The organism is Mesorhizobium sp. M1334, assembly GCF_040317995.1.
Lineage (GTDB): Bacteria > Pseudomonadota > Alphaproteobacteria > Rhizobiales > Rhizobiaceae > Mesorhizobium.
The window spans coordinates 99,800-118,599 of record NZ_JAMYLM010000006.1 but is presented as its reverse complement, the minus strand read 5'-3'; the positions used below and the strand labels follow the sequence as shown (position 1 = coordinate 118,599).

The 18,800-nt window shown below is 62.3% G+C and carries 27 protein-coding genes; 17 read left to right on the top strand and 10 right to left on the bottom strand.

The features are described from left to right. The first annotated feature begins 257 nt into the window (after positions 1 to 257). The 4 genes from NKH17_RS14045 to NKH17_RS14030 all read left to right on the top strand — a co-directional run bounded on the left by NKH17_RS14045 (position 258) and on the right by NKH17_RS14030 (position 3,052). The gene (locus tag NKH17_RS14045; RefSeq protein WP_352971163.1) at positions 258 to 1,787 is read left to right on the top strand and encodes an ABC-F family ATP-binding cassette domain-containing protein; all 1,530 of its coding nucleotides are present in this window, start codon (positions 258 to 260) and stop codon (positions 1,785 to 1,787) included. Between the two features lie 103 nt (positions 1,788 to 1,890). Next, positions 1,891 to 2,064, top strand: a complete 174-nt coding sequence (locus tag NKH17_RS14040) for a hypothetical protein (protein ID WP_023719167.1) — start codon at positions 1,891 to 1,893, stop codon at positions 2,062 to 2,064. A 127-nt stretch (positions 2,065 to 2,191) separates the two neighbouring features. Continuing rightward, positions 2,192 to 2,620, top strand: a complete 429-nt coding sequence (locus tag NKH17_RS14035; RefSeq protein WP_352896162.1) for a VOC family protein — start codon at positions 2,192 to 2,194, stop codon at positions 2,618 to 2,620. A 78-nt stretch (positions 2,621 to 2,698) separates the two neighbouring features. Then, positions 2,699 to 3,052: a DUF1428 domain-containing protein gene (locus NKH17_RS14030; protein ID WP_352896159.1), complete on the top strand. Its 354-nt coding sequence runs from the start codon at positions 2,699 to 2,701 to the stop codon at positions 3,050 to 3,052. Here NKH17_RS14030 and NKH17_RS14025 read toward each other — a convergent pair. The 3 genes from NKH17_RS14025 to NKH17_RS14015 all read right to left on the bottom strand — a co-directional run bounded on the left by NKH17_RS14025 (position 3,039) and on the right by NKH17_RS14015 (position 5,337). After that, entirely contained in the window at positions 3,039 to 4,694 is a 1,656-nt protein-coding gene (locus tag NKH17_RS14025) for a tetratricopeptide repeat-containing sulfotransferase family protein (RefSeq protein ID WP_352896156.1), read from the bottom strand. The genes NKH17_RS14030 and NKH17_RS14025 overlap by 14 nt on opposite strands. 183 nt (positions 4,695 to 4,877) lie before the next feature. Further along, entirely contained in the window at positions 4,878 to 5,144 is a 267-nt protein-coding gene (locus NKH17_RS14020; protein WP_254819211.1) for a DUF1488 family protein, read from the bottom strand. A 10-nt stretch (positions 5,145 to 5,154) separates the two neighbouring features. Continuing rightward, a complete protein-coding gene (locus NKH17_RS14015; protein WP_352896153.1) occupies positions 5,155 to 5,337 on the bottom strand; it encodes a hypothetical protein in 183 nt (60 codons plus the stop codon). Between the two features lie 336 nt (positions 5,338 to 5,673). Between NKH17_RS14015 and NKH17_RS14010 the strand changes: the two genes are divergently transcribed. The 4 genes from NKH17_RS14010 to NKH17_RS13995 are packed head-to-tail and all read left to right on the top strand — an operon-like array spanning position 5,674 to position 6,622. Then, a complete protein-coding gene (locus NKH17_RS14010; protein ID WP_352477936.1) occupies positions 5,674 to 5,940 on the top strand; it encodes a hypothetical protein in 267 nt (88 codons plus the stop codon). Next, a complete protein-coding gene (locus NKH17_RS14005; protein WP_254819208.1) occupies positions 5,937 to 6,182 on the top strand; it encodes a hypothetical protein in 246 nt (81 codons plus the stop codon). Before NKH17_RS14010 ends, NKH17_RS14005 begins: the two co-directional genes overlap by 4 nt. 45 nt (positions 6,183 to 6,227) lie before the next feature. Further along, positions 6,228 to 6,365 (top strand): hypothetical protein, encoded by a 138-nt coding sequence (locus NKH17_RS14000; protein ID WP_254819207.1) that lies wholly within the window; start codon positions 6,228 to 6,230, stop codon positions 6,363 to 6,365. Between the two features lie 32 nt (positions 6,366 to 6,397). After that, positions 6,398 to 6,622 (top strand): hypothetical protein, encoded by a 225-nt coding sequence (locus tag NKH17_RS13995; RefSeq protein ID WP_254819206.1) that lies wholly within the window; start codon positions 6,398 to 6,400, stop codon positions 6,620 to 6,622. Positions 6,623 to 6,632: 10 nt separating this feature from the next. On the opposite strand, the gene NKH17_RS13990 is transcribed toward NKH17_RS13995, so the two are convergent. Continuing rightward, positions 6,633 to 7,028, bottom strand: coding sequence for a Kazal-type serine protease inhibitor family protein (locus tag NKH17_RS13990; protein WP_352879031.1), 396 nt, complete (start codon positions 7,026 to 7,028; stop codon positions 6,633 to 6,635). Positions 7,029 to 7,526: 498 nt separating this feature from the next. Here NKH17_RS13990 and NKH17_RS13985 point away from each other — a divergent pair, with 498 nt between their 5' ends. The 3 genes from NKH17_RS13985 to NKH17_RS13975 all read left to right on the top strand — a co-directional run bounded on the left by NKH17_RS13985 (position 7,527) and on the right by NKH17_RS13975 (position 8,780). Next, positions 7,527 to 7,739: a cold-shock protein gene (locus NKH17_RS13985; protein WP_006202520.1), complete on the top strand. Its 213-nt coding sequence runs from the start codon at positions 7,527 to 7,529 to the stop codon at positions 7,737 to 7,739. A 224-nt stretch (positions 7,740 to 7,963) separates the two neighbouring features. Then, positions 7,964 to 8,176, top strand: coding sequence for a cold-shock protein (locus NKH17_RS13980; RefSeq protein WP_006202521.1), 213 nt, complete (start codon positions 7,964 to 7,966; stop codon positions 8,174 to 8,176). A gap of 193 nt (positions 8,177 to 8,369) precedes the next feature. Next, positions 8,370 to 8,780 carry a BA14K family protein gene (locus NKH17_RS13975; protein WP_254819204.1) on the top strand — a complete coding sequence of 137 codons (411 nt, stop codon included), beginning with the start codon at positions 8,370 to 8,372 and terminating at the stop codon, positions 8,778 to 8,780. Between the two features lie 70 nt (positions 8,781 to 8,850). Here NKH17_RS13975 and NKH17_RS13970 read toward each other — a convergent pair whose 3' ends face one another. The 3 genes from NKH17_RS13970 to NKH17_RS13960 form a co-directional block, all read right to left on the bottom strand. After that, on the bottom strand, positions 8,851 to 9,492 hold the full coding sequence (locus NKH17_RS13970) for an MBL fold metallo-hydrolase (protein ID WP_352896146.1): 642 nt from the start codon (positions 9,490 to 9,492) through the stop codon (positions 8,851 to 8,853). 171 nt (positions 9,493 to 9,663) lie between these two features. Further along, positions 9,664 to 9,975 carry a hypothetical protein gene (locus NKH17_RS13965; RefSeq protein ID WP_254819202.1) on the bottom strand — a complete coding sequence of 104 codons (312 nt, stop codon included), beginning with the start codon at positions 9,973 to 9,975 and terminating at the stop codon, positions 9,664 to 9,666. Between the two features lie 145 nt (positions 9,976 to 10,120). Beyond that, positions 10,121 to 11,014 (bottom strand): branched-chain amino acid aminotransferase, encoded by an 894-nt coding sequence (locus NKH17_RS13960; protein WP_352896143.1) that lies wholly within the window; start codon positions 11,012 to 11,014, stop codon positions 10,121 to 10,123. Between the two features lie 243 nt (positions 11,015 to 11,257). Here NKH17_RS13960 and NKH17_RS13955 point away from each other — a divergent pair, with 243 nt between their 5' ends. The 4 genes from NKH17_RS13955 (at position 11,258) to NKH17_RS13940 (ending at position 15,184) form a co-directional block, all read left to right on the top strand. Then, positions 11,258 to 11,785 carry a MarR family winged helix-turn-helix transcriptional regulator gene (locus NKH17_RS13955; protein ID WP_023719182.1) on the top strand — a complete coding sequence of 176 codons (528 nt, stop codon included), beginning with the start codon at positions 11,258 to 11,260 and terminating at the stop codon, positions 11,783 to 11,785. After that, positions 11,772 to 12,491, top strand: coding sequence for a response regulator (locus tag NKH17_RS13950; protein WP_023678415.1), 720 nt, complete (start codon positions 11,772 to 11,774; stop codon positions 12,489 to 12,491). Before NKH17_RS13955 ends, NKH17_RS13950 begins: the two co-directional genes overlap by 14 nt. Before the next feature lie 49 nt (positions 12,492 to 12,540). Further along, a complete protein-coding gene (locus tag NKH17_RS13945) occupies positions 12,541 to 13,956 on the top strand; it encodes an ATP-binding protein (RefSeq protein ID WP_352806541.1) in 1,416 nt (471 codons plus the stop codon). Between the two features lie 205 nt (positions 13,957 to 14,161). Continuing rightward, positions 14,162 to 15,184: a glycosyltransferase family 4 protein gene (locus NKH17_RS13940; RefSeq protein WP_352896136.1), complete on the top strand. Its 1,023-nt coding sequence runs from the start codon at positions 14,162 to 14,164 to the stop codon at positions 15,182 to 15,184. A 12-nt stretch (positions 15,185 to 15,196) separates the two neighbouring features. Here the strand turns inward: NKH17_RS13940 and NKH17_RS13935 are convergent, their stop codons facing one another. From NKH17_RS13935 to NKH17_RS13925, 3 genes are all read right to left on the bottom strand, one after another. Then, complete coding sequence (locus NKH17_RS13935; RefSeq protein ID WP_352896133.1) at positions 15,197 to 15,556, bottom strand: tRNA-binding protein; 360 nt, start codon at positions 15,554 to 15,556, stop codon at positions 15,197 to 15,199. 6 nt (positions 15,557 to 15,562) lie between these two features. Continuing rightward, entirely contained in the window at positions 15,563 to 16,063 is a 501-nt protein-coding gene (locus tag NKH17_RS13930; RefSeq protein ID WP_023678420.1) for a type III secretion system chaperone family protein, read from the bottom strand. A gap of 331 nt (positions 16,064 to 16,394) precedes the next feature. Next, positions 16,395 to 16,697, bottom strand: coding sequence for an accessory factor UbiK family protein (locus NKH17_RS13925; RefSeq protein ID WP_254819274.1), 303 nt, complete (start codon positions 16,695 to 16,697; stop codon positions 16,395 to 16,397). Between the two features lie 131 nt (positions 16,698 to 16,828). On the opposite strand from NKH17_RS13925, the gene lgt reads away from it, so the two are divergent. Beyond that, positions 16,829 to 17,680, top strand: coding sequence for a prolipoprotein diacylglyceryl transferase (gene lgt / locus NKH17_RS13920; protein ID WP_352896129.1), 852 nt, complete (start codon positions 16,829 to 16,831; stop codon positions 17,678 to 17,680). Next, on the top strand, positions 17,677 to 18,765 hold the full coding sequence (locus NKH17_RS13915; protein WP_352646581.1) for a class I SAM-dependent methyltransferase: 1,089 nt from the start codon (positions 17,677 to 17,679) through the stop codon (positions 18,763 to 18,765). Before lgt ends, NKH17_RS13915 begins: the two co-directional genes overlap by 4 nt. The last annotated feature ends 35 nt before the right edge of the window (positions 18,766 to 18,800 follow it).

Here is an 18,800-nt window from a genome sequence, read left to right as displayed (position 1 = left end):
ACCCTTGGTGTAGCCAGTTTCTACAACTTGAACGTCTTGAAAGGAGGGCTGCGTGTTATTTTCTCACCATCGTCAGCGCGGCCCTGTCCCTGCCCTGCGAGCTTGCTTGCAGGGCTGACCAGAGACGGTCCGGGTTCTCCCGCTTCGATTTTCTTGGTCTGCCCTTCGTGGTGCTGCAACGCCGAGCCTGATGGCCAGCCTGCGCACCGTCAAAGTGCATCAACCGGAATCACTCCGGACAGACCAGAGAAATCGACATGGCCCTGATCAGCCTCAAGTCCCTCGGCGTCACTATGAGTGCGCCGCTCTTCTCCAATCTCGACCTCACCATCGGCACCGGCGATCGGCTCGGCATCGTCGCCGCCAATGGTCGCGGCAAATCCACTTTGTTGAGGTGCCTGACGGGCGAGTTCGAAGCCACCACAGGCGACATCACCCGCACGCGTGGCCTGCGCGTCGGCTATGTCGAGCAACTCATCCCTGCAGCGCTCGCCGGGCGCAGCTTTCATGAAGTGGTGGCCGACGTCTTGCCGGCCGAGCAGGCCGAAAGCGAACAATGGCGCGTCGATGTGGTCCTCGATTCACTCGATGTGCCGCAGCCGATGCGCGAGCGGCCGATGCGAGCCTTGAGCGGTGGTTGGCAAAGGCTGGCGCTGATCGCCCGCGTCTGGGTCACCGACCCCGACGTCCTGCTTCTCGACGAGCCGACCAACCATCTCGACCTCGGCAAGATCAGCCAGCTCGAAACCTGGTTGAACGCGCTGCCGCGCGAGGTGCCGGTGGTGATCGTCAGCCATGATAGGGCGTTCCTCGACGCCACGACCAACCGCACGCTGTTCCTGCGTCCCGAACAATCGCCGGTGTTTTCGCTGCCCTATTCGCGGGCGAGGCTTGCGCTGGACGAGGTCGACGCCTCGACCGACCGCAAGTTCCAGCGCGACATGAAAGTGGCGCAGCAGCTGCGCCGGCAAGCGGCCAAGCTCAACAATATCGGCATCAATTCCGGCAGCGACCTTTTGACGGTCAAGACCAAGCAGCTCAACCAGCGGGCAGAGCGCCTGGAAGAAGCGGCAGCGCCGGCGCACCGCGAAAGATCGGCGGGCACGATCAAGCTCGCCAATCGCGGCAGCCATGCCAAGGTGCTGATCACGCTCGACGATCTGGTGGTCGGAATGCCTGACGGCACGGTTCTGTTCGGCACCGGCAAGCGCCATATCTGCCAAGGCGACCGCATTGTCCTGCTCGGCCGTAACGGCGTCGGCAAATCACGGCTGATCGGCCTGATCCGGAATGCCATCGTCGAGCCGCAAACGGCGGCGCAAGGCGTGAAGGTGACGCCGTCGACCGTGCTCGGCTATAGCGACCAGACGCTGTCGGGCATCGGCGGCGACGACACGCCGCTGGCGATGCTCTCGCGCAGATTCGATGTCGGCGAGCAGCGCGCCCGCTCGTTGCTCGCGGGCGTCGGCGTTAGCATCGACATGCAGGAGCGCCGGATCGCCGTGCTGTCGGGCGGACAGAAGGCGCGGCTGATGATGCTGGCGCTCAGGCTCGCCAATCCCAATTTCTATTTGCTCGACGAGCCGACCAATCATCTCGATATCGATGGCCAGGAAGCGCTGGAAGCGGAATTGCTGGAACGTCAGGCGAGCTGCCTGCTTGCCTCGCACGACCGCTCCTTCATCCGCGCGGTTGGCAACCGCTTCTGGCTGATCGAGAAACGGCGGCTGACCGAGATCGATAGCCCGGAAGCTTTCTTCCAGGAGGTAGCCGAAGCGGGCGGTTAAAAAATTGCGGAAAAAAATCCGGCGCTCTGTCGGATGATGATCGCATGCCACGTCCTTGGGACGCCGACACGGTGATGCCGGCGCCAATCGAGGAGAAAGCATCATGTCTATTCTGTCATCCATAGGTCACGCCGTGACGCGTTACTCGGCGGCTCGCGCCCGTTATCGCAGCGAACGCGCCATCCTTTCATTGCCGATCGAGTTGCGCAAAGATATCGGCTGGCCGGAAATCGTCGTCGACGCGCAAAACAGCCCGCGGATTCGCATCGAAGGTTGAAAGGTGGCAGTTGGCCGTCGCGGCAGGCGCCATTTCGAATCCAAAAGCCATCGGCCGTGTAGGATCTTCGCCGTTCCGTTCGTCCTGTGGTTCGCAAAGGCCAACCAGACGCAAAGAGGAGCATGACATGAATGATCAGCCGCAGACCCAGTCCGCCGCCAAAGTGCTTGGCGGATTGACGCCCTACCTTCAGCTGGACGGCGCTTTCAAAGCCGCAGAATTTTACCAAAAGGCCTTCGGTGCCGAGCAGGTCTTTGCCTATCCGCCGGATGAACGGGGCCGCACCATGCATATCCATCTGCACATCAACGGTTCGACCCTGATGCTTTCCGACTTCTATCCCGAGCATGGAATGGCCGCTGTGAAGCCGCAGGGCTACACCATGCAGCTCCATCTCGGCAGCGACGACATCGACGCCTGGTGGAAGCGGGCCATTGAGGCGGGTTGCGAGGAAGTCGTGCCGTTGCAGGTGATGTTCTGGGGCGACCGCTGGGGCAATATGCGTGATCCGTTCGGCGTCGAATGGGCAATGAACGCACCGGTGAAAGCAGCTTAACATCCAACACAGGCTGTGTCTGAAATCACCTCTCCCCGCTCTAAAGGGAGAGGAAAACGATCACATGGAGGAAGTCAGATGTCCTATGTCGACGGTTTCGTACTGGCCGTGCCCAAGGCAAATCTCGATGCCTACAAGAAAATGGCGCAGACGGCCGGCGCCGTCTGGAAGGAGCATGGCGCGTTGGCCTATGTCGAATGCATTGGCGACGACGTACCCTATGGCGAGCTCACCTCGTTCCCGCGCGCCGTGCAGGCCAAGGAAGACGAGGTCGTCGTCTTCTCCTGGGTCGTCTATGAATCCAGGCAGCATTGTGATGCGGTGATGGCCAAGGTGATGGCCGATCCGCGCCTCAAGCCGGACTGGGAGACCATGCCGTTCGACGGAAAGCGCATGATCTTTGGCGGTTTTCAGCCCTTCATCGAGCTGTAGGCGCCCCTCGATCAAGTTTATTGAGCAGCGGCTTCAGCCGGTCGCCATAGCGCTTCCACAGATCGACCGAGCCCTGATACATCGGCTGGCGCACTTGCGCGGCCGACGCCGTGCGCACCGGCCGGTCGGTCTGGTGAAACGACAGCACGGCGTCGTCCCATGGGAGGCCGAGATGGGCGATCAGCGCCCGCGACTGGCCTTCCTGGTCGGCGACGAAATCCTCGTAGCGAACGTCGTGCACGACATCAGGCAGCACGGCGTGCCAGTGCGCCATGATATCGGTGTAGAGGTTGTGGAAATCGGCGAGCTCGTCGAGATCGTAGCCGTAGCGGTGGCTGTCGCCGCGGAAATGCACTTTGTAGATCGACAGGCAGGTCGCCGCCGCATCGCGCGCGCAATGGATGATCTTGGCCTTCGGCAGCATCATATGGATAAAGCCGACCAAGAGGAAATTGCCGGGCATCTTGTCGGTGACGTGCCGAAAACCTGGATAGCGGGCGTGCAGCATATCGAGATAGGCCTGGCCGGCCTCGGCATAGGCCTTGTCGGACATGTCGGCGATGCCCCAGGGAAAGCCGCCCTTCATGCCGAGCGGAAACTGCTTACCGACCGCCGTCTTCAATATGCTGAGCTCGCCGGCGCCATAGACCTGCGGATGGCTGGCGATGATCTGCTCGACCAGCGTGGTGCCGGATCGCGGCATGCCGACAACGAAGATCGGCGTGTCGTCGGCGATCCCGCCCGGCCTGTGTTTTTCAAAAAAGGTCTTGTCGAATACGGCCTTCATCGCCTCGAACTCGCCGCGCGTCTTGCCGGCATCGTAGTCGATGCCCTGGCGGCGGATCGCGTTGCCTTCGGCGAAATAGTCGAAAGCGCGGCCATAATCCCTGAGGTCGTCGTTGGCCTTGCCAAGGCCGAAGGAAAGCTGCATGCGCGCCAGGCTGCCTTGCGGCGCCTTGGCGTGCTCCGCCTCCATGCGGGCAAGCTCGGCGTCGCGCTCCTTCTGGCGCTTGACCTGCGTGAGCATCAGCCAGGCCCTGGCCATGCCGGGGTCCACCGCCAGCGCCTGCCTGAAAAGATCCGCAGCCTCGTCGAGATTGCCCTTTTCCATTAGCCCGACGCCCAGGCCGTGCAAAAGATCGGCATCCTTCGGCCGGATCGTCAGCGCCTCGCGAAAAACAGCCAGTGCTTCATCCAGCCGGCCCGCTTCCTGCAGCGTTTCGGCAAGCCCGACGCGGGCGCGGACATGGAACGGGTTGCGGCCGATCGTGCCGCGATAAATATCTTCGGCGCTTTCGAATTGGCCGAGCTGCTTCAGCGACGAGCCGAGATTGTCGCGCGCCGCCAACTGGTCCGGCCGAATCGCCACCACCTTGCGGAAGAGATCGGCGGCGGCCGCTACCCGGCCGAGGTCGCGCAGCACGGTGCCGAGATTGTTGAGGAAATCCGGATTGTTCGGCTGCAGACGCACCGATTGTTCGATCAGCGCCAGCCCCTCGGCGCTGCGCCCGGTCTGGTGCAGCAGAAGCCCGAGGAAATGCGCAGCAGCCGGGTGGTTGGCCTTTTGCGCCAGCACCTGACGGTAAAGCGCCTCGGCTTCCTGCAGGCGCCCCGCCTGGTGCAGCTGCAGCGCCCGCTGCACGTACTGGTCGAACCCCAGCGGCGGCTGTCCGCCTGTGCCGTAACGTGCGCCTGCCGGTTGTCTCGGATCTCTGTTGATGGGAAACCTGCCGTGTTGTCCGCCTGCCGCGATCTAGGCCATCGCTGCGGCACGTGCAAGAGCAGACGGCGGTCGCTACGAAGCAAACCTCCGAACCCGGGGAACTTACCGAAAGTCGGCCGGCGTCAGCACATACATGTTCTTGCGGCCGTGCGAGTAGGCTTCGCGCGCAATATCGTGGATCGACGAACGCTTGGCGTCGAAGGCACTGAGGAATTCGGCTTCGGCTCCGCTTGCAGCCGGGTTTACCGTCGAAAGTGCCGTAACCTCGATAAAGAACGGGACTTCGAACATGCCGTCATGCCCGACGAAACGAACGCGCTTGGCTGCAGCGTCGTAGGAGCGGCTGGGATTGGGAAAATTGAGTGTCATGGCTTGCGCGTCAAATCAGGCGGTTGCTTTCGGCAAGCTGGCGCGCCCGCCGCACCGTGCCGTCGGTGTCGGCAATCCTTCGCCTTGCCGCCTCGTCGCTTCTTATCGTGAGGCGCGGCGATATGACCTTTGTCGGCTTGACGACAGGATCGACTGCAACTGTCGTGACATTCGCTGTTCTTACGGAACTCATGACTCTATTCCCTTCATACCTAAATTAACACAAATGCCGGAGGAACTCTTCCGGAACTTCTTCAAACAATTTTTGAGATGCCCGGCACCGTATCATCGTTTCGCAAATAACCATAGAAAAGTAATTTTACGTTGGTAGCGGCAAAAAGCCGGAATCTTCTTGAATAAGCCGCATTTTCAGAATATTGGTATGGAACCGTTTTTGGGCCGTGCTTGGTCCCCTCGCGGCGTCAGGGGTTCTCGGCCCGCCAAAACTCATTCAAATCGCCGATACCCGATACCGCAATGCAGGCCCCGTTTTCAGGGCCAGGCCGGAAAGAAACTTCAAGGCACAAGAATGTCTGCCCGCACCACTCATTCCATCGCGCATTTCGCGGCACCTTTCGTGCTTGGCGGGCTAGATGGCGTGCAGCCGGCCGGCGACTATGACATCGACCACGACGAGGAACTGATCGACGGCATGTCGTGGCTTGCCTGGCGCCGCGTCGCCACTTTCATCCATCTGCCGTCAAGGACGGTGAAAAGCCCGACCAGCCAGCTTGTCGCCGTCGACCACGCCGAACTCGAAGCAGCGCTTCGGCACGATCAGGAGAACGTTACATGATCCGCTTCCAGCAGAGTGCGCGGCGCACGGATACGCCGTCGCATATCTTCACCGTCGGCCAGACCGTCCGCATGAAGAGCCGCATCGGCCTTGTCCAAAAGACCGCGGAGCTGTTCCAGATCAAGAGCCGGCTGCCGGTCAAGGACGGCTCGCCGCAATACCGCATCCGCAGCGAGCAGGAGACCTACGAGCGGGTCACGACGGAAGATAATCTCGAACCGGTCGACAACCCGGCCGGCTGAGCGATAGCACTCTCGACATTACCACCCACGCACGAGGGATCAGAAATGGCCAAGGGTCAACAGCGAAGCAACCGCGAGACACGCAAGCCCAAGAAGGACAAGGTGGCTGCAAAGCCGGCCTCGCCGTTCGGCTCGGCGGTCAAGCAGGCGGAGACCGGTACGAAACCCAAGTCCAAAGGCTAGGGTCGATCGCAGACAATCTGCTGGAGGCGTGCTTGAACTTCGTCATCGAGTTCTACCGCTCGCGCGACGCCGACGAAGCGACACTCGACCGGGTGTCGTTGGAGGCGCCGAACCTGCGCGCCGCCCTGCAAGGCGCCGCCACGCTGCTTCACACGCTGATGATGCCGCAGATCCCCGATCGCCTGCGCATCTCCAACGAGGACGGCGCCGAGCTCTACGTCGGCCCCGCCGATGGTGCCTATCCGGACGAACAGTGAGGCCGGTGCGCTAGCACGGCCCATCATCGACGACCCGATAATCAGCCGCGCGGGCCTCGCATTCATTGGGGAACGTGCGCAGTTCGCCATGGCGACGGGCACAGACCGGGCGGTATTCGCGGGTACAGAATGTCTGCTCCCCGCCGCCACCACCGCGACGGCACTCGCCTTCACGGATGATGCGGTATCCGGCGCGTTCGGCAAGGCAGGCGTTGGCGAAGGTCTGGCGGTCGCCGCCGCGCCTGGCGCAGACCGGGTCATATTGCCTGGTGCAGAATTGCGGTCCCGGCCGTGGCGGGCGCGGCCCCGGCCCCTCATCGACCACGACGGTGCAGGCCGCGAGAATTGCCGACAGGAACAGGATGGAAAAACCCTGCCGCGAGAAGATTGCCGCAAGAAACCGCATGAATGTTCCCTCCCTCGAAGCTCGTGCCTGCACAAATGGTGCCTGCGTCCGGCCGATCCTCGTCATTCCGCCGCCAAATGCAAACCCTGTTTGCAACGGGCGGCATGGCCAACCAAGGCGATATGCCGGCGCAAAGGCAAAACAGCACCGGCCCCGCTTGCTGGACCATGCCTGGGCTGCGTCTGGCCGATGACCGCGCGGAGAACCGGGACTATCGCTGCGATGCGTCGGGATGCGCCTGTTGGGCCGCCCGCGGCTCTATCTTGCAAGCATCACGTTTCCGTGCGATAAATTTTGTGTTCGGGCATTTGCGACCCGGAGAGCGGAACGTTTTGGACGACCTTTCCCCGATACTGTGAATCTCTGACAGCCCCGTTTTCGGCGGGGGGTTTTACCATGCGCCAGTGCATGACTGCCGAAGCAACCACCGGGACTTGCCCACGGCGCCAGGCGGCGGGCGGAACCACCAAGACTGACACGGGTGAAGGAGTTTCCCCAATGGCCCAGACCGGCACCGTTAAATTCTTCAACGCTACCAAAGGCTTCGGCTTTATCACGCCCGATGGCGGCGCCAAGGATGTGTTCGTCCACATCTCGGCGATTGAGGCTTCCGGGCTGCGCACGCTCGTCGACGGTCAGAAGGTCACCTTCGATGTCGAGCCCGACCGTATGGGCAAGGGTCCGAAAGCGGTCAATCTCCGCGCCGCCTGAACGGCGGCGTGCCGCGCGTCCTTTCGGGTGTGAGGATGCTGCAAGGCTTGGTGTGACGTGAATTTTATAAAGGCGCGGCGGTTTTCGTCGCGCCTTTTGTGTTCTGGGATGCTTGCCGGCACCCGCAAAACTTTCTCTTGCCGATGGCACTAAAATAAAGGACAAATTTCCGTCCGGGCATTTGCCGGCCCGAGACTGGACTTGTGGGATCAAAGGAGCTTCCCATGCCGCAGACCGGCACCGTCAAATTCTTCAATCACGCCAAGGGCTTCGGCTTCATCACGCCGGACGACGGGGCAAAGGATGTCTTCGTCCATATTTCGGCCGTGCAGGCGTCGGGTCTTCCCGGTCTTGAGGATGGGCAGAAAGTGACATTCGACACCGAGCCGGACAAGCGCGGCAAGGGTCCGAAAGCCGTCAACCTGTCGATCGGCTGAACCGGCCCTGGACAGAATGGACGCGGGCCGGTCTGGCCTGCGGTGTTTGCCGCACGCTTGAATCGCCCGGTTGGATGAACCCGCCTGGCCAAATTTCGTTCAGCCCCCGTTCAGCCACGGTCCCATATTAATCTTCGTTAAAGCCGGACCGCATCCCCCGAAAACGACCCGGGCCGGCACGAAGGAGACCGACATGAACCGAATTTTCAAGACTGCCATCCTGTCCGCCGCGGTCGTTGCGACCACGCTTGCGACCTTGCCCGCGGCCAGTGCCGATGAATGGCGCCATCACCGCCGGCACCACGGCAACGGCGACGCCGTTGCGGCAGGCGTGCTCGGCCTTGCGGCCGGTGCCCTGATCGGCGGTGCGCTCGCCAGCCCGCAGCCCCGCTATTACGACCCGGCCTATGATGATGAATACTACCGGCCTGCCCCGGTGCGCCGTTATTACGTGCAGCCGCGGGTGGCCTATGCCGAAAGCTATGCGGAGCCCTGGACCCGCGGCTGGTACGAATACTGCTCGGACCGCTACCGGAGCTTCAACGCGCGTACCGGCACGTTCACAGGCTATGACGGCGAACAGCATTTCTGCACCGCCAATTAACGGAGGCAGTTTCCTGCCGGAAAAAAGCGCGGTCGCACAGGCCGCGCTTTTTTGTTTCCGGCAAGCGGTTTCAGATCAGGAACGGATTGCTCCGCCGCTCCTCACCAAAACGGCCGCCGGGACCGTGGCCGCAGATGAAGCCGATGTCGTCGCCCAACGGCAAAAGCTTCTCCTTGATCGAGGCGATCAGCGCGGCGTGGTCGCCGCCCGGCAGGTCGGTGCGGCCGACCGAACCGCGGAACAGCACGTCGCCGACATGCGCGAACTTCGCCGCCCGGTTATAGTAGACGACGTGGCCGGGTGCGTGGCCCGGACAATGGAGCACCTCGAACACGTGTGAGCCGAACGAAACGGTCTCGCCTTCGGCAAGGAACCGGTCGGGGACACAGTTGCGCACGGGATCGGTGATGCCGTAGCGCTTCGCCTGGTTCTCGAGATTGGCGAGCAGCGGCCGGTCGGCGGCATGCGGGCCGATGATCTCGATACTGAGCGCCTCCTTCAGCTCCATGGCCCCGCCGGCATGGTCGATATGGCCATGCGTGATCCAGATCGCGCCGGCAGTGATCGCATTGTCCTCGAGCGCCGCCAGCACCTTGTCGATGTCGCCGCCCGGATCGACGACAACGCCTTGCCTGTCGTCTATGTCGAAGAGAATGGTGCAGTTCTGCTGGAACGGCGTGACCGGCACAATGCCGGCGTTGAGCTGACCCATATTCGTCCTTTCACGCTGTCGGAGCGCTGCGCGCCCCCCCTCGAACGCGTCAGGAAAGCCCTAACCTTTACCCTGATGTAGAGACACACGCGAACGGCGTCCACCGCTCCACAAACGGAAAACGGAATGGGCGGCCGAAGCCGCCCATTTGAAAACCTGAAACGTCAAAGCTTATTTCTTCATCGCGTTCATGACCGCACCGATGATGCCGGTCAGGATGGCGCCGCCGCCGGCACCGCCAACGATATTTGAAATGTTCAACGCGCTGCCTGCCCCTGCCGCCGTGGCCGCGGCTGTCGGGTCGACCGCGCCACCCAGCAGACTGTTGAGGATGGCCGCACCGCCGACGCCGCCAACAGCGCCGCCCAGGATTTTGGTAAGCTGCCCCATCGCCGCCGTCTTGATAGCCGCGCCAACCGCCTGACCACCGATGATACCCGTAATCACCTGAATAATGATCGGAAGAAGCGTGTTCATATCCATATTTCCAGTCCCTCCATGGCTGCCAGCCTCCCGGGCCGACCCCATCATGAGACGCCGAATTGTGTGAAAGTCAAATGCAGAAGCGCTTAAATAAAAAGGGCGGCCCGAAAACCGCCCTTACTAGTTAAAAAAGCTGTGACTTTCGTTATTCTGCAGCGATTGCGTGCTTCGGCTGAACGGCCGCAGAATAGTCATTCATCAGCGTCTTGGCGATTTCGCCGACCTCGAATCGGTATGGACCGATCTCCGAAACCGGCGTCACCTCGGCTGCCGTCCCGGTGAGGAAGCACTGCTGGAAGCCTTCAAGCTCTTCCGGCATGATGGCGCGCTCGATCACCTCCAAACCGCGGCCCTTGGCAAGGCCGATGACCGTGCGGCGGGTGATGCCGTCGAGGAAGCAATCGGGCTTGGGCGTATGGATCTTGCCGTCCTTGACGAAGAAGATGTTGGCGCCTGTCGCTTCCGCCACCTGGCCCCGCCAGTCGAGCATCATGGCGTCGGCATAGCCCTTGGCCTCGGCGGCATGCTTGGACATGGTGCAGATCATATAGAGGCCGGCCGCCTTCGATTTCGACGGTGCGGTGCGCGGGTCGGGGCGGCGCCATTCGGCCATGTCGAGGCGGATGCCCTTGAGCTTCTGCGCCGGGTCGAAATAGCTCGGCCACTGCCAGATGGCGATGGCGCAGTTGATCCGACTGTTCTGTGCGGAAACGCCCATCTGTTCGCTGCCGCGCCACGCGATCGGCCGGACATAGGCGTCCTGGAAACCTTGCTTCTTCAACAGCGTGCGGCAGGCGTCGTCGATCTCGGCGACCGAGTAGGGTATCTTGAAGCCAAGCAGGCGCGCCGATTCATGCAGGCGTTCGGTGTGGTCGGTCAGCTTGAAAATTTCGCCCCCATAAGCGCGCTCGCCCTCGAATACCGCGCTGGCGTAGTGCAGCCCGTGGGTCAAGACGTGGATCTTGGCGTCGGCCCATTTGACGAATTCGCCGTTCATCCAGATAAAGCCGTCCAGTTGGTCGAAGGGAACGGATGCCATGGTAACCTCCCGCGGGCGGCAGCCCGCACAGTGTCGTTGCGTGTTTCGCCTCGGCCGCTGCGGACGGCCATTGTCTCAAAGCGTAGGCGGATATTTAAGGTCTGGCAAACTCAGGAAGTTCCGGAAAAAACGGCTTCGCTTGCCTTTTCGTTCGCAATCCGCCGAAAAGCTTGCCAAAAATTACCATCGCGCGGAAAATACGTCAATAGTGCTGACATAATTTCTGCTTCACACGGAGAAAAGATGACGAGCCACGCAGCCGCAGAGCCGATCAGGACGGCGATCACCGACGAGGACGGCATCGATTTCGCCATCATCGAGTTGTTCTTCTTCGCCTATCGCGACTTTACCTCCGATCCGGACCAGATCCTGGCCGATTACGGTTTTGGCCGCGCCCATCATCGGGTGTTGCATTTCGTCAATCGCCGGCCCGGCCTGACGGTCGCCGAGCTCCTCGACGTGCTCAAGATCACCAAGCAGAGCCTGGCGCGCGTGCTCAAGCAACTGATTGACACCGACCATATCGTGCAATTGCAGGGCCCCCGCGACCGCCGCCAGCGCGAGCTTTATCCGACGGCCAAGGGCCGTGCGCTGGCGCTGGCGCTGGCGCGGCCACAGTCGCGCCGCATCCATGCTGCATTGGAAGATTCCGGAGCCACCGAACGCGCCGTTATCGAACGGTTCCTTGAAGCGATGGTCAATCCGGAACTAAGGGCGCAGATCGACATTGTGCCCGCAAAGATGTCAGGGAAAAGCCATGGAGACCATTGAGAGGGTTGATCATCCGACAGCACCGGAAGACGACGCGCCGCATCTGCTGGTGGTCGACGACGACACCCGAATCCGCAATCTTCTGAAACAGTATCTCACCGAAAACGGTTTTCGCGTCACCGTCGCCGGAAATTCCGGCGAGGCGCGGCGCAAGCTCGCCGGCCTCGACTTCGATCTGATCGTGCTCGACGTCATGATGCCGGGTGAAAGCGGCGTCGATCTCACCAAGGCGCTGCGGGCGGAGAAAAACGTACCGATCCTGATGCTCACCGCACTGTCCGAAACCGACAGCCGGATCACCGGGCTCGAGGCCGGCGCCGACGACTATCTGCCTAAACCGTTCGACCCGCGTGAGCTGATCCTGCGTATCAACAATATCCTGCGCCGCGGCGGCCCCGCGACGACGCCCAAGGTCGAACAGCTGGTCTTCGGTCCCTATACGTTCCAGATCGCCAGGCGTGAGCTGAAGCGCGGCGGAGAGGCGCTCAAGCTGACCGACCGCGAGCAGGAAATCCTGGCGATCTTCGCTGCCCGTGCCGGCGAGACGATACCGCGGCATGAGCTTGTCGGCGACGAATCCGAGGTCGGCGAGCGCACGATCGACGTCCAGATCAACCGGCTGCGCCGCAAGATCGAACGCGATCCGTCCAATCCGGTCTGGCTGCAGACCGTGCGTGGTATTGGGTATCGGCTCAGCGTGGAATAGAATGCCGCCGACAGCGGACCTTGCCGGGTCCCGGTGAGCGAAAAGACGAATGGCGACCACGCAACTCGAACGGCCGGGAGATGGCGGCTTCAGCGCCCGCGCGACGCGGGCGCTGAAGGCCGTGCCGCGTGCCTGGAACCGTTTCTGGCGCCTGGTGTCGCTTTACATGCCGAAGCGGCTCTATGCCCGCTCGCTGATCATCGTCATAGCGCCAATGATCATGCTGCAGTCGGTCGTCGCCTTTGTCTTCATGGAGCGCCATTGGCAGACCGTGACGCAACGCCTGTCACAGGCCACGGTGCGCGACATCGCCGCCATCATCGACCTGATAGAGACCTATCCGCATGACGCCGACTACGCGAACGTCATCCGCATCGCCCAGGATCGCATGCAGCTGAAGGTCGACCTCCTCCCCCCCGACCCGTTGCCGCCACCCGGGCCAAAGCCGTTCTTCTCGATCCTCGACGAGATCCTTTCGTCCGAGATCACCCGCCAGATCAACCGTCCGTTCTGGATCGATACGGTCGGCAATTCCAATATCGTCGAGGTCCGCGTCCAGCTTGAGAACAAGGTGCTGCGCGTCTTCGTGCGCCGCAGCCAGGCCTATGCGTCGAACACCCATATTTTCCTGATCTGGATGGTCGGCACCTCGCTGGTGCTGCTGATGATCGCCATTCCTTTCCTGCGCAACCAGATCCGGCCGATTCTGACGCTGGCCGAGGCAGCCGAGAGCTTTGGCAAAGGCCGGCCGATGCCGCGCGATTTTCGCCCGCGCGGCGCCGAGGAAGTCCGCCGCGCCGGCTTTGCCTTCATCCAGATGCGCGAACGCATCGAACGCCAGCTCGAGCAGCGCACCGCCATGCTGAGCGGCGTCAGCCACGATCTGAGGACCATCCTCACCCGCTTCAAGCTGCAATTGGCACTGGCCGGGACCAAGGCGGCCGACACCCAGGCACTCGACCAGGACATCGACGACATGCAGTCGATGCTGGAAGGTTACCTTGCCTTTGCACGCGGCGAAGCATCGGAAGATGCCGGCCGGTTCGACCTCGAAGCCTTCTTCGACAAGCTTCGCGAGGAAGCCGCGCTGCGCAAGCGCAAGCTGTCGACCGTACTTACCGGCGATCCGCACGTCCACGTGCGCCCCAATGCCTTTGCCCGGCTGCTCTCCAATGTCGTCGGCAATGCATTCCGCTATGCCAAGACGGTGGAGATCAACGCCAATCATGGACGCGGTTCGCTGCTCGTCACCATCGACGATGACGGTCCGGGCATTCCGCCCGAAAAGCGGGAGGATGTATTCAAGCCGTTCGTGCGGCTCGACGAGGCCCGCAACCTCGACGCCAGCGGCACCGGCCTTGGCCTCTCCATCGCACGCGACATTGCCCGCAGCCATGGCGGCGACATCGTCCTCGAACGCAGCCCGCTCGGCGGCTTGCGGGCGGTGATCAAGGTTCCGGCTTGACGGCAGCGAGACCCGGCCTTCATTCGCCCGTCATGAAACCATGGTGAAGAGCGCCAATGAAGCGCGCGATCCTGATTGATTCGGCCCTGCGGCCTCATTTCGACCCCGCGCCTGCCCGGGTGCGCCGGTGCGACACCAGAGCTGCGGCGTGGTCGCCGCTCAGGCATCGCGGCAAGGCAATCAAGCTTGCCGCCAAGGGACCGCCATGCGCATCCTGATGGTCACCGACGCCTGGCGCCCGCAAGTCAACGGTGTCGTCCACACGCTGGAGCGCCTCTCGGAGACCCTGAAATCCTTCGACGTCGAGACGGATTTCCTGACGCCCAACATCTTTCGCACCCTGCCTCTGCCGACCTATCCCGATATCAGGCTGGCGCTGACGACGCCGCACCGCGTGGCGCGGCTGATCGAGGCACGCAAGGTGGACCACGTTCATATCGTCACCGAAGGACCGCTCGGCATTATGGCCCGGCGCTACTGCCGCAACGCCGGCCGCCCGTTCACGACCAGCTATCACACGCGTTTTCCGGAATATCTGAGCGCACGCCTGCCGGTGCCTGAAGCATGGGCCTATCGCTGGCTGCGCGATTTCCATAATTCAGGACAGGGAACGCTGGTCGCCACCCAGTCGCTTGCCGACGATCTTGCGGCGCGCGGCTTCACCAAGCTCCGGCCGTGGACGCGCGGCGTCGACACCGATCATTTTCGGCCGGATAAAAGAAAGGACCTGGGATTTCCCGGACCGATCTTCCTCTGCGTCGGCCGCGTCGCGATCGAAAAGAACCTGCCGGCCTTTCTCGACCTCGACCTGCCGGGCAGCAAGGTGGTCGTAGGCGAAGGGCCGGAATTGGCGAAGCTGAAGGCCAGATATCCCGATGCCCATTTCCTCGGCCATCGCCCGAATGACGAACTGGCCGAGATCTACGCCTCGGCCGATGCCTTCGTCTTCCCCAGCCGCACCGACACATTCGGCAACGTCATCATCGAGGCGCTGGCCAGCGGCACGCCGGTCGCAGCCTATCCCGTCACCGGCCCGATCGACATCGTCGGTGACGGCATCGGCGGCGCGGTATCGGACGATCTGCGGCAAGCAGCGCTCGCCGCCCTTCACGTCGACCGCGCCGAGGCGCGGCAACGCGCGATGCGCTACAACTGGAAGGCCTGCGCGGAAATGTTCATGGAAACGGTTGAAGAGGCGCTGGGCACCACGCGTAAACTGGCTGCGTGAGCAACAGCGCAGCTAGAACAACCTGCCTCCGTCCGGCACCTTGCGCTCGATCGCGCCAAGCACGACGGCGCCCTCTTCATCGGGAAAGCCTAGCGTCAGCACTTCCGACATGAATGGCCCGATCTGGCGCGGCGGGAAATTGACTACAGCGAACACCTGCCGGCCGATCAGGGTTTCAGGCGTATAGTATTTTGTGATCTGGGCCGAGGATTTCTTCACCCCGATCTCGGGACCAAAATCGATTTTCAACTTGATCGCCGGCTTGCGCGCCTCGGGAAAAGGCTCGGCCTCTACGATCGTGCCGGCGCGGATGTCGATACGGTCGAAATCGGCAAAGCTGATCTCGGGTTTTCGCGTGTTGCTCTCACTCATCGACGGTCAGGCGTTTCCGTAGGTTTCGAACAGCACGCCGGCCAACGCATCCTTGGCCGAAGTCCCCGACCAGACGACGAACTGGAACGCCTGGAAATAGCATTCGCAGGCTTCCAGCGCCGACGACAGCAGCACCTCGACCTGCTGGCTTGACGGCTCGACCCCACCGGCCAGCAGCAGCGACTGGCGGAACATGATGGCGCCTTCCTGCTCCCAGAGATCGAAATGGCCAAACAGCATCTGCTCGTTGATCAGCGAAAGCAGCCGCATCACCTCGAGCGCGCGCGCCTCCGGGACTTTGATGTCAAAGGCGCAGGCCAGGTGCAGCGCCTCGTAGTCCTCCATCCAGGAGAATGAAACGTGGTAGTCGGTCCAGCTCCCGGCAACCGAAATCGAGATCTCGTCGTCGCCGGCCCGTTCGAAGGACCAGTCGTTATTGTGCGCCACCTGCTCGATAACATCCACCGGATGGATTTCGCGGGAGAATTCGAGTTCGAGAAGTTCCATGAAATGCTTCCTGTCGTTCTGGGAGCGCCACCACACGCTCCGCGGGAGAGGCACACTCGAACAATTCTGCCTAGAACTCGGACGGCCAGGACTTCGTCAACGCAAAGACCCCGGACCGGACCCCACCGCCCGGCGCACGACCCTGCTCCGAATCATGCAACAAATTCAGTCTATTGATCGGGAGTCGCGTGACCAGCCAAATTTTTCGCACTGCGTCATTCGCATGTGGAAAGGCGCTGTCACAAAGATTCACGCAGTCCCGGTAAGCGATTCACGACAAAGCGCTTTTTGCGATCCGGCTTTGTGGAAAAGTTTAACGATTTATTTCTGATTATTTTTTTGCACGCGGCTTTGCCGCAGCCGCAGGCGCTGCTTGACCGGTCAATTCGGCAAGCCTGGCCTCGAGCGCCTCGATGCGAGCGGCGAGGCGGATGTTTTCTTCCCTGGCCTTCGCCGCCATGTCGCGAGCGGCGTCGAATTCCTCGCGCTGCACCACGTCCATGGAGTTGAGTATGCGCTCGGCCTGGCCCCTGAAGGCGGTCTCCACCTCGCGCCGCACGCCTTGCGCGGCACCGGCTGCGTCGGTCATCAGCTTGGCGAATTCATCGAGAATGCGGTTCGGTCCGGTCGCCATGGCAAATCCTCGCTTGGTTGAATTGACGTAGTGGCGCACGATTCGGAATGCAAGCATATGCTTGCCTTGACCGCGCCAAAAGCCTGCCGCATGGTCCGCGCCCGAACCTGATTGGGAACCTGGAGACCCTGTTGAGCGAATATTTGCTGCCACTGGCCGCCCTGCCCTTTCCCAATATCGACCCGGTCATCATCCGGATCGGACCACTGGCGGTGCATTGGTACGGCGTCGGCTATATCGTCGGCATTCTGTTCGCCTGGTGGTATGCCAAGCGCCTCGTCACCAACCCAAAACTGTGGCCCGACGGCACCCTGCCGATGAAGCCCGTCGACCTCGACGACTTCATCGTCTGGGCAGCCATCGGTGTGGTGCTCGGCGGACGCACCGGCTACGTGCTGTTCTACGACCTGCCGCGCTACATTGCCAATCCGCTCGATATCGTCGCCGTCTGGCAGGGCGGCATGTCGTTTCATGGCGGCCTGCTCGGCGTCATTCTCGCCATGGCGCTGTTTTCCTGGTCTCGCGGCATCCGCACATGGTCGCTGTTCGACGTGGTTGCCGCCGGCGTGCCGGTAGGGCTTGGCCTCGTTCGCCTGGCAAACTTCATCAATTCCGAACTATGGGGCCGGCCGACCGACGTGCCATGGGCATTCGAATTCCCCAATGGCGGCCCATTTGCACGCCATCCGAGCCAGATCTATGAGGCGCTGCTCGAAGGCTTGGTGCTGTTCCTGGTCCTGCGCTTCCTCACCCATTCCAGACTCAAGCTGAAGACGCCGCGCTTCGTCGGCGGCGCCTTCATCGCCGGCTATGGCGCCTCGCGCATCTTCGTCGAATTCTTTCGCGAGCCCGACCAGCAGCTTGGCTACCTCCTTGGCACGAGTTGGCTGACCATGGGAATGGTGCTGTCACTGCCGATGGTGCTGGCCGGCATCTGGGCGATGGCTACAGCCAAGCCGGTGACAAAACCGCAGCCGGCATGACGCGGCTGAAGACCCGCATCGCCGAGCTGATCGGTGCGGTGGGACCGATCCCCATCAGCGAATACATGGCGCTCTGCCTGTTCGACCCGCAGCACGGCTATTATACGACACGCGAGCCGTTTGGCGCCGCCGGCGACTTCGTCACCGCGCCGGAGATCAGCCAGATGTTTGGCGAGCTGGTCACTGTCTGGCTCTACCAGGCATGGCTGGCGATCGGCCGGCCGACGCCGGTCGCCATCGCCGAAATCGGCCCCGGCCGCGGCACGCTGATGAGAGATATGCTGCGCACGCTTTCGCGGCTCGATCCGACGCTTACCGCCAGCGCATCGTTCGCCTTGATCGAGACCAGTCCGCGGTTGACCGAGGTCCAGAAACGGACGCTTGCCGGGACGTCGGCCACCATCGCCTGGCATGAGGCCGTCGAGACGCTGCCGCAGGGGCCGCTTCTGATTGTTGGTAACGAGCTGTTTGACGCGGTGCCCATCCGGCAGTTCGTCCGCGCTGGAGCCGGCTGGCGCGAACGGATGATCGGTCTCGACGATGCGAACCGGCTGCGCTTTTTCGTCGGCGCCGGCTCGCTCGACCCGATGCTGCTGCCGGAGGGTGCCGAGAATGCGCCGCAAGGTGCCATCGTCGAGGTGGCGCCAGCCCGCGCTGCCCTTATGGCGGCAATCGCCGGGCGACTTGCCGGATTTGGCGGCGCCGGCCTTTTTCTCGACTACGGTCACCTCCAGCCCGGGATCGGCGACACCTTGCAGGCCTTGCGCAAGCACGGTCATGAGGACGTGCTGGCCAATCCGGGGCAGGCCGATCTCACCGCCCATGTCGATTTCGCCGCCCTCGCGGCCACCGTTCGGGCACACGGCCTCGATGCCCACCTCTTCATGCAAGGTGAATTCCTGCTCAAGATGGGGCTTCTCGAACGGGCTGGCCGGCTTGGCGCCAATGCCGATGAGGCAGCTCGCGAAAAGATCGCGGCCGACGTCGAGCGCCTCGCCGGCCCCCAGGCCATGGGCGAACTCTTCAAGGTGCTTGCTGTCCTCCCCGCCGGCATTGCGGTTCCGCCGTTTCCAAGCACGGATTGACTTTTCGCTGCCGCCTCTCTCACTCTCCCGTCTCC